At 63.4% G+C, this 10,003-nt stretch carries 8 protein-coding genes; 3 read left to right on the forward strand and 5 right to left on the reverse strand.

The window, feature by feature from the left end:
• Window positions 1-174: 174 nt before the first annotated feature.
• Window positions 175-393, reverse strand: coding sequence for a hypothetical protein (locus KA354_24535; protein ID MBP7937820.1), 219 nt, complete (start codon window positions 391-393; stop codon window positions 175-177).
• 161 nt (window positions 394-554) lie between these two features.
• Entirely contained in the window at window positions 555-1,196 is a 642-nt protein-coding gene (locus KA354_24540) for a 3'-5' exonuclease (protein MBP7937821.1), read from the reverse strand.
• Between the two features lie 128 nt (window positions 1,197-1,324).
• On the opposite strand from KA354_24540, the gene KA354_24545 reads away from it, so the two are divergent.
• Window positions 1,325-1,582 carry a helix-turn-helix domain-containing protein gene (locus tag KA354_24545; protein MBP7937822.1) on the forward strand — a complete coding sequence of 86 codons (258 nt, stop codon included), beginning with the start codon at window positions 1,325-1,327 and terminating at the stop codon, window positions 1,580-1,582.
• 315 nt (window positions 1,583-1,897) lie between these two features.
• Here the strand turns inward: KA354_24545 and KA354_24550 are convergent, their stop codons facing one another.
• On the reverse strand, window positions 1,898-2,050 hold the full coding sequence (locus tag KA354_24550; GenBank protein MBP7937823.1) for a hypothetical protein: 153 nt from the start codon (window positions 2,048-2,050) through the stop codon (window positions 1,898-1,900).
• Between the two features lie 3 nt (window positions 2,051-2,053).
• On the opposite strand from KA354_24550, the gene KA354_24555 reads away from it, so the two are divergent.
• The gene (locus tag KA354_24555) at window positions 2,054-2,959 is read left to right on the forward strand and encodes a hypothetical protein (protein MBP7937824.1); all 906 of its coding nucleotides are present in this window, start codon (window positions 2,054-2,056) and stop codon (window positions 2,957-2,959) included.
• On the opposite strand, the gene KA354_24560 is transcribed toward KA354_24555, so the two are convergent.
• On the reverse strand, window positions 2,908-3,228 hold the full coding sequence (locus tag KA354_24560) for a hypothetical protein (GenBank protein MBP7937825.1): 321 nt from the start codon (window positions 3,226-3,228) through the stop codon (window positions 2,908-2,910). The genes KA354_24555 and KA354_24560 overlap by 52 nt on opposite strands.
• A 122-nt stretch (window positions 3,229-3,350) precedes the next feature.
• Here KA354_24560 and KA354_24565 point away from each other — a divergent pair, with 122 nt between their 5' ends.
• Window positions 3,351-3,596 (forward strand): hypothetical protein, encoded by a 246-nt coding sequence (locus KA354_24565; GenBank protein MBP7937826.1) that lies wholly within the window; start codon window positions 3,351-3,353, stop codon window positions 3,594-3,596.
• A 100-nt stretch (window positions 3,597-3,696) separates the two neighbouring features.
• Here the strand turns inward: KA354_24565 and KA354_24570 are convergent, their stop codons facing one another.
• On the reverse strand, window positions 3,697-9,600 hold the full coding sequence (locus tag KA354_24570) for a VCBS repeat-containing protein (protein MBP7937827.1): 5,904 nt from the start codon (window positions 9,598-9,600) through the stop codon (window positions 3,697-3,699).
• Window positions 9,601-10,003 lie beyond the last annotated feature (403 nt).

Below are 10,003 nucleotides of genomic sequence, written 5' to 3' on the forward strand. Positions count from 1 at the left end.
GGCGACAACGTGCGATACATTCGTCGAATCCGTTCGATCACTGTTGCATCCTGCATCCACCCAATATCGGAACAACGCGATCGAACCTATCAACAATTGTTCAGGTTATTCTTTTGCGGGCCCTTAGGTTCTCCCTGAGTTGGTTTCTTGCCACAGCCACTATGAGCCTCACGGTCAATCCCACATCACGGTCACTTCACCGCGTGTCATGGTCTGCCCGCACCTGGGGCATGGGCCTGGGTGGTTCCAGACCTTAATGCGGTGCCCGCTGGATCTGTAGCACTTCAGCGCGTGAGCCTCGCTCTCCTTGCCCGTCTCATCGATTAGGGTCTCAAGCACATCCATGAGTCGCTTGCAGTCTTCGCAGAGAATAGTCTGCGTGGACGATCTCATGCCGGAGTCACGTCCCCCGGAGACCTCGGCTTGGTAGCCACAGCCTGCACAAATGAACTGACGGTGACATCCCATGCTATATCTCGCTAAGCGAGCCGAACCGACACCCGGTGCTGGCGACCTTGGTCGAGCGGTGATATCCGCCGGCACTGATCGTTGTGTCACGACTGCCTCGATATGCCCTTAAGCTCCTCGTAGATCAAGTGCGTGGCGTGGCAGTCCCGGCCCGCGTCGTGCAGATTGTCCGTGGGTAACGCGATACCCAACTCCTCGATGCAAACCGGAAGCGAGTACTTGAGGCCCGCCACCGGTATGGAGAGAACTCGATTTGCATACTCTTCGTGCGAGATGTCGTGGCTCTTGTGCATGCCGACTTTCCATCCTTTGAACAAGGCCGCAGTATCGACATAGTCACGGAAGCTCGGGCACGCCAGGCCGTATCGGCTTGCCTCCACGGTCAGGAACAGCACATCAAACCGATGGACATTATGGCCGACACATTCCCGTGCCTGTGCCAAGAACGTGAGCAGACGCCTCACCGAATCCTCGGTAGGAATCCCGTCTGCCATCATACGCTCGGTAGTGATACCGTGGGTCTGGGTCGCTTCCGATGGAATCTGGACTGCCTGATTCACAAGCCAGGATTGAGCGTCGGCAACGTTCCCATCGACAACTTGGCAGATCCCCACTTGGACAATTCTGTCTCGGCGGTAGTCGAGACCTGGAGTCTCGAAGTCGAAGACCATATAGGAGTCGCTGTCGTCGATGGTATTGCCGATCACCAGGTCGGGAATCATGGTCATGAAGACATGCTACGGGGACGCGGCTGTTTCTCCAAGAAGCGTAACAGAGTCACCGAGGTGGGCATGAAGGCACGTTCCGTTGGCCGCCTCGTTGCTGTAATCTCTGGGCGATGAGCAATGACCGATCCATGACGGAACACCAGAAGTTAACTCCTCCCGAAGTCGCCCGCATATTTCGGGTTGATGCCAAGAAGGTGATCAGCTGGATTCGCAGCGGTGAATTGCGGGCCGTCAATGTTGCCACGCGAATAGACGGTCGTCCTCGGTATGTGATCGACCGCGAGGATATCGCGGCTTTCGAGCTGAGACGACAGGTCGTACCCCCGGCACCCAGGAGGAGACGTTACCGTCGCGAGTACGACCACGATGTCATCAAGTTCTATTGATCGTGTGGGATACACGCTCAATCGGCGGGAGAATCGAGAGCCTTTTGCGACTGGGTGGGAACCAAAGACGTGAACTACCTGGCTAGTCGTAAGGGAATAAACGCCGACGAGTCGATTTATGGCACCGAAGTTCAACCCCACCCCCATCACCTTCCCTGTCCGCGCCAGGAAGATCTGGACAGCCTGTCCAGAACCTCGGCAGGATGGGTGAATGCGGAAAGGGGCAGCAGGCATAGGGTGGAGTGAAAAGACAAACCCGCAGGGTCAGCAGAACTTGATAGTCCTGCCTGCCCCACGGGTTTCTATGCTCGGCTTTCAGTTCGCGCAGTTCGGATCGGGCAGCTTGCCCGTGCCGCCGTAGCATCGCTGAAAGAGGCCGAAATCGTCCTGGTCGACGTCGGCGTCGCTGTTGGTGTCGGCGCCCAGTCCCGCTCTACGAGGCCTGGCCGCCTTGGCTGGGGGAGGCACAACATGACATCCATCAGGACACTGCTGCTTGAGCTCGTTGACGAGCAGGGAGCCAGCCATATCCGGGAACTGCACATCGAGGTTTTACGGGACAAGCCCGGGACGCCCGAGCACACGATTCGGGCGCGGCTGTCTGAGGCTGTGGCAGACGGGCTGCTCGACCGGCTCGGGGACGGCTTCTACGACGTGTACGCCGAGGACGAGGGCATGACGTCGGTGGTGTCGTATCCGACGCGATGCTCACTTTGGGGCGACTCGCGGTATCGGGGCAACTGCGACGGCCGGCTGTTCAAGAATCTGGTGCTGCGGTACGGCGCGAGGCGGGTGGCCGACCCGATGGTCGGCTCGGGAACGACGCGCGACGTGATTGCCGGCCTCAACCAGTACAAGAAGGCTGGCATCGAGTTCTGGGGCGGTGACCTGCGGGAGGGGTTCGACCTGACGCGGCAGGAATTGCCTGGACGGTACGACTTCCTGTGGCTGCACCCTCCATACTGGAACATCATCCGATACAGCGATGCGCCGGGCGACTTGAGCTGCATTGAGGATTACGAGCAGTTCCGTGAGCTGCTGATGCTGTGCTTGAAACGGTGCTATGACGCACTGCGACCCGGTGGGCGCCTGGCAATCCTCATCGGCGATGTCCGCCGGCAGGGCAGGTACACGGCCATCATCAAGGACGTGCTCAATTTCCCTCACGGCGAGATTCGCAGCGTCATCATCAAGGTCCAGCATAACTGCACGAGTGACCGGAAGCAGTACGGTGAGCTCGAGGATGTGCCCATCCGGCATGAGTATTGCGTCGTCTTCAGGAAGCCGGCGAACGGCATTGAGGAAGGGACTGCCGTTGCCGCTGTTCAGTCGGGCGTCCAGCCTCCGAAGCGGTCCTTGTCCCACATGTCCATGTAACCCGCGAGGAGCTCGGGCAACTCCCAGTACTTCGGAACCATGCGCATGTGGTAGTCGATGAACCGTCTCGCTGCGGGCTCGCTGCTGTAGTGATTGAACGCGTGCAGGGCGGTGCAGATGGCGTTGCGGATGATGGGATTCAGCCCCTTCATCTGTTCGTCGGTCAGGTGCTCATGGTGAAAGTCCTCCATGGCATTCCTGACGACCATGGCGATGAGCAGGGCGAACTGCTTTTCCTCTTCCGACGCATCCGGTTTCTGAATGTCCATGCAGCACCTCGCTTGCCAGTATAGCCGCGCACGAACCGGGAAAAAACGGACGCTCGCCAGCCTCTTCCGTTGCCCGAGAAGAGGCTGGTCACACAAGATGACATGCCTCGGAGATGAAGAAAATGGCACCAATAAAGAAGTTCAGCGCGGGCAGCGTATCCAGCGCATTGTGGGAAAACGAAGCGACGGTAGACGGCAGGAAGGTCAATCTCCTGAAGGCCACCGTGGAACGAAGATATAAGGACAAGGACGGAACGTGGAAATCGTCCGGGAGCTTCAGCAGGAACGAGATACCGCTGGCGGTGTATTGCCTGCTCAAGGCGTTCGTGGCGATGGTGGAAGAGAAGGACGGCGAGGAGTTGGAGTGAAGACGAGTGCATTGCCCTCCGCGATGCGGGGGGTGCTTTTCTTTCTGCGGAAGCGACGTGGAAAGCCGGGAAGCGGTACTGCGACCGAGATCAACTTCTCTCAACCGGCACAGTCCGGGTCGGCAGGGTTTCCGGTTCCAGTGTAACACCGCTGGAAGATGCCGAAGTCGGATTGGTCGATATCGCCGTCGCCATCCAGGTCCGTGCTGCGGCAGCGCGGATCGTTCTGCATGACCGTCGCGCCATTCAGGCAGGCCTTCAAATGCGCGAGGTCGTCGGCATCCACGTCGCGGTCGCGGTCGAAGTCGGCCGGCGCGAATCCTGGAATGAACTCGATGCCGCCCACCGCTCCATCCACGCCGTCAGCGGAGTAGACTCCCACGAAACTGCCTCCAGCGGCTTGTCCCGCCGGCAGCGCTAGCGTATAGCTCAAGACGCGGGCTTGCCCGTCGATGAACGGCCCCCAGCGGATCACTCCGGCGGCCGGATCCGATGTACCGGCGTGGCTGATCTGGCTCGCAATCCAGCCGGCCGGCGGTCTCTCTTCGAGCGCATACGCCGCCGCGTCCGCCTGCCTCACCGTGATATTCACCACCAGCGTGCCCGCCTCGTCCACCTGCAGGGACCGCATCGCAGGTCCTATCCCCGCCGGGGCAGGAGCCGCTCCGGGCGGAGCCGGCGAATCGCTTTCGCCCGGCACACAGTTGAACCACATGAGCGGCAACGGCTGGGTGACGTCGCAACAATAGGTTTCGCCCAGCCTCCAGATCGCGCCGGCTCGCGTCACGTAGCCGATCGGGATCGGATTCGGCGGCACCGGCCAGGTGCATCCGCGCTTCCAGCAGGCCCCATAGCCGGTCACCTCGTCCATCACCAGCCGCCAGTCCTCGTCCCTATCAGCCGGATGCGTTGGGCATGGGCCTACGCACTCGCTGCCGCAGAAAGCTTGGCTCTGGCCATCGAGGCTGATCGCGCCGGGCCCGAAGCACCGCATCCCTTTAGCGTCTGCGGGTGGAGTCACTTCATAGGCCAGCTCGCGCGCCTCATGGTCGAAGAAGGGGCCCCACTTCACCCTGCCAGTGCCCGCATCGAATCCCCCGCCATCGCTAACCGCTCCAACCGGCCACCCGGCCGGGGGCGTGTCCTCCACCGCATAAACCGCCACCTCCCGGCCGGGCCGGGCCGCAACCCTGACCGTCATTGGGACGCGCGGGCTATAGCCGTCAGGCAGGAAGCGCTCCGCCGGGCAGGGCGGCTCGCACTCGTCCGGCACGCCATCGCGGTCACCATCCCTCGATCGCCCAGAGGCGATGTCGCACTCGTCGGGAATGCCGTTCTCGTTGCAGTCGTGGCTGGCGCCACCGGCCAGATCGCATTCGTCCGGCACTCCGTTGCCGTTGCAGTCACGGCTGGCCGCCGCCACCGTCTCGTTCCAGAGGATTTGCCCGGCGTCTGGAGGTCCCACGACGGCCAGGTCCGCATCGCCATCACCGTCAAGATCGGCGGCCGCAACGGACCACTGGCTGACCTGGGCGTCGAAGCTCACGGACCCGTCGAAACCGCCGTCGCCCCGGTTCCGCAGCACCAACAGGCTGTTCGTGGCAATGTTGGCGACGGCCAGGTCGAGGTCTCCGTCACCGTCGAAATCGGCTGCCGCGGTCCCCCGCGGTGACGCCGACTCGCCGAGACCGTAAGCCCGTAGAGGAGCAAACCCGCCGCCACCCTGGTTGAGCATGACCAGGACCGCATCGGCGCCTTGGTCGGCCACCGCCAGATCCACGTCACCGTCGCCATCCAGGTCGGCCGCGCTGGCATGCTGCGCCTCATCGACGCCGTTCGTGTACGCAACCGGTTCGCCAAAGGTGCCGTGGCCCCCGTTGAACAACACGTGCACGGCAGTGGCCGATTGACTGGCCGTGGCGATGTCCTGGGCGTCGTCGCCATTCAGATCGGCCAGGGCCACGGAGTCAACCTCCACGCCCACTAGGTAGTGCCCGCTCGGCCCATAGCCCCGCCCGTCGACGTAAGTGAAGATCGTCAGGCCATTGCTGTGCCCCACGACGAATTCAGGGCGGTAGATGCCGTCCAGGTTTCCCGCCGCCACGGCGTGCGGCCCGGCTCCCACGTTAATGTTGGCCACGCGGTAGAACCATCCCGTGGGTTGCTGGGCCAGCAGCGAGAGGCTTTGTGAACCCGCATCAGCGGTGGCCAGGTCAGGCTTGCCGTCTTCGTTGAAGTCCGCGATCGCCACCGACTCCGGCCTGTCCCCCGTGGGGTAGTTGGCTGACGTGAACAGTCCTCCGCCTTGATTGATCAGCACAGTCACCCCAGGGCCTGCATACGTCGTCCCGTTCCACGTCCCCCAATAGGCCACGGCCAGATCTAAGTGACCATCGTCGTTGAGATCGTCCGCTGCGACGGAGAACGGCCCTGCGCCCGTCGCGATCGGGGCGGGGCCGGACCACAGCATCGTCGCCGGACCGACATCGCATTCATCGGGCACGCCGTTCCGGTTGCAGTCCCGGCTGGTCCCGGCAGCAATATCCTCGTCATCGGGGGCGCCGTTGCGGTTGCAGTCCGCGGCTTGCTCGTGCGCCCCCATGTCCACCCGCGTGCCGCTGACGCGCGGCCTGCCCGTCAAATCGAACGGCAATGGCTCGGACAGGTCCCCATCGCCGTCAAGATCGACTTCATCGGCAGGCAGTGCCGACGTGTTGCCGGCATCGATACAGGGCGAATCCGCCGCCAGCGCATGAGCGACGCCGGGCGCAACGAAAAGAGGGTAGGCCTCGAGGTTGCCATCACCCCACGTCAACACGCAGCCGCCCTCGACCAGGACTGCCCCACGGCCGCCCTCCACGTCGCAGTGCGCAGCGCTCACCCTGGACGGCGTGCTGCCGTAGTACGCGACGGCGATCTGCGCGCCGCCCGTTGCGGCGTTATCCCACAGGATACAATTCGCCACCGTCACCTCAGAGCCGTACCAGGCGCTGAGCCCGCCGCCTTTAGCCGCCGCACTGTTGGCCACGATGGTGTCGTTGATCACCCGAGGTGAGGAGTCGTAGCAGTATAGGCCGCCGCCGTCCAGGTCGGAGGAATTCCGGGCGATGAGGTTGTTGGCCACGAGCGGCGGAGACGGATCGTTCACCGTATAGATGCCGCCGCCCCGTCCGTCGGCGTGGTTGGATTCCACCCGGTTGTTCACGATGGCCGTCCCGGTATTCTCGTAACAGTAGACGCCTCCGCCCGACCACCCGGCCGAGTTCCGGAGGATGGTATTGCCGACGATACGAGGCGAGGCCAGTAGGAGCGTGTCGATGCCGCCGCCGTTGGTTGGGCAGGAGTTGTCGGCGATCTCATTGGCCGTGACCGTGGCCGTGCCATAGTGGGCGGCAATGCCGCCGCCGTCCTGGTTCGCGCGGTTCCTCAGGACCCGGTTGCCCGTTATGACCGGGGCCGAATGCGTGCTGTAAACTCCCCCGCCGCTGAAGCCCACATTCTCAACGATATCGTTCGCGGTCATAGCGGGGGCCGCGCCGTTTACGCAGGCGATGGCCCCGCCGCCGCTGGCCTCGCAGCCGGTGATCACATTACGGATCAAGGTGGGCGAAGCCCCGTCGCACAGGACGCCCCCGCCATGGCCCGCCGGGAAGAAGCCGGCGGCGTAGCCGTGAGTGATGGTGAAGCCATCCAGCACGGCGCCCGCCGTCTCCGCGTGGTTGAAGAGGCACGCGCGATGCGGTGCGGTGGCCGTGCCTTGGCAGTCGATCGTGCACCAGTCCGGGCCGTTTTCGGAACGCACCAGGATGGCCTTGCCTCTGAAATCGATGTCCCGGTTGCCGTTCCCCATATAGGTCCCGTCCGCTACCACCACCGTGTCGCCGGGCACCGCCGCGTCGATGGCCTCCTGAATCGCGTCGAACGGGTGTTCCGGCGAGCCGTCCTCCAGGGGATCGCTGAGCGTAGGATCACCCGGGCCCGGATCGTGCGGGGCATCATCATCCACGAACTTCATCCCCGCGTGGTCCTCGGGCGGGCGCTCGTACGCCCCCATATCCACGCCCGACCCGCTCACGCGCGGGCCGCCCAACAGGTCGAACGGCATCATTTCGGCAAGATCGCCATCGCCATCCAGATCCAACGCGTCCGGCGACACCGAGGCCGTCCGCCCCGCGTTCACGCACGGCGATGCGGGCCGCAGGCGGTAATCGCCGGTGTCGGGATCCGCATCGACAAAACCCGGATCCTGGTAGATATTGCCCTCGCCGGGTACCTCTTCCTGGATGCAGGAATACGCGACGGAACACTGACCATACGGCCCATCCGCCCAGAAATCGATGTCATCGCCGTTGCCCCAGATGATGCAGTTGACCACCCGAGCCCAGCCGCCGTAAATCCCGCCGCCCGCGGCCGCCCGGTTGCCCAAGATGGTGTTGTTCACGATGTCGGCCGGATCGGTGGCCAGCCAGATCCCACCGCCCTGGCCATCCGTCCCGTTGCCTACGATCAGGTTGCCGAAGACCAGCGTGTCGTTGTCCCACGACAGGCTGATGCCGCCGCCGGCCTGGTCCGCCCAGTTGTAGCTAATGGTGTTGTTGATGATCGAAGCGGGATAGTCCTCGAAGGACGAGATACCTCCGCCGGTCGCCGCGCGGTTCTCCGTGATGGTGTTGCCGAGCACGCGCGTCCGCTCAAAGCAGACGACGCCGCCACCTTCCTGCTCGGCCACGTTCCTAGAGATGACGTTGCCCTGGATCAGCGGAGACCCCACGCCAGCGTACACACCGCCCCCGGACCCGGCCCGATTGCCTGTGATCACGCATTCCTGCACGACCGCGCGCTCGCGGCAGTAGATCCCGCCGCCTTCCCAGGACGCCGTATTGTCCGTCAGCCGGCACTTCCTAATCACCGGAGATCCATATAGCACCAAAATGCCGCCGCCAAGCCGATCCTCCCAACCAGGCCCGTCCAAGAAACCCTTCTTGATCGTGAATCCCTCCAGCACCGCGCTCTCGGTTTCCCGGTTGTGGAAGTAGAAGCCCCGGTGCGGCCGTTCCGCGCTGCCGTCGCAGTCGATGACGCACTCCGCCGCCCCGTTCCGCGAACGCACGGTGATGGCCTTGCCTCTGAAATCGAGGTCGCGGTTGCCATTCCCCGTGTAGGTCCCATCGGCCACCAGAACTGTGTCGCCGTCATGGGCTGCGTCGATGGCCTCCTGGATGGCGTCGAACGGATGCTCCGCCGAACCGTCTTCGGCCGGGTCGCTGGTCTCGGGGTCGCCGGCCCCCCGATCGTCGGGCGCATTGTCGTCCACGTAGCACGCGCGCGGCTCGAATGCCTGGTAGCTGTAGAACGAGATCGTCCCCAGCGTCACCCCCATCGGGTCCCAATCGGCCCGGGCGCCGTCGTTGATGCGCACGCTCTCGCCGTGGGGGAACATCGCGTACACGTCCTCGGTCCAGCCCCCGACCACCCAATCGCCGCCATCCCACCGGATGGCTACGCGCTGGTTCGGCAACGCGGTCCCGTCATAGCGATACTCGATGCTGTCGAAATGCGGCACCAGGCCAGGAAGCGTGACGGTGAACTCGCCCAGCCCCGCGACGACCGCTTCCCACCCGCCAATGTTAAAGACCAGGTCGGTCTCCTCCTCGTGCGGCGGCGACCGGAAGTGCACGGCCACCCACCACAAACCGCCTCCCGCCAGTACGCCATAATTCGCGGGCTCGTCGAAGCTCACGTCTTCAAACCGCAACAGCACCTGCCGCGCGCTGTCGAGTTCCGGCATCTCACCCAGCTCGACGCCGGACCAGCTGCTGACCGTGAGCCATCCGCCGCTCACGGTGGCTCCGGGATCCAGAACACCATCGTGATGATAAGGCGATCCGCTGACGTCTTTCGCTCCATCCTGCCAATCGTAGCGGGCAAACAGGGCCAATTCGGCTTGAGCAGACGCGACCGAGCCCACAACCAGAACGGTGATCAGGCCAAGGCAGCTCCTCATGGTGCTCACCTCTTATACAGAGCGATTCGGGGATGAATGCGGCGGTCGTGGTGATATGACGATCGCGGCCCGTGTCGGTCGTCGCCGTACGTCTCCGGCCAGCCGCTAGGATATAACTTCATGTTAACGGGTCCCCACGAGGCTGTCAAGTACGCCTCCGGCCAGCCCAGCGACTCGGGTCCGTGACACATTAGGCGGGCGTTTTTGGTATGATGCTGGCTGGCCGTCATGGAAGACGGCCGGAGTTGGGGGTTTCAAGGAGGACATGGGTCATGGCGGCGCGTAGCACACGTTCGGAAGCTCGGGCTCGGATTCTGGCGGTATTTCAGGCGGAGTTGGATCGGATGATTCCTGCGGACGAGGGTGTTCCGCTCAAGGGAGCGACCTTCGCCGACTTTGAGGA

This window comes from Phycisphaerae bacterium, assembly GCA_018003015.1.
Classification (GTDB): domain Bacteria; phylum Planctomycetota; class Phycisphaerae; order UBA1845; family PWPN01; genus JAGNEZ01.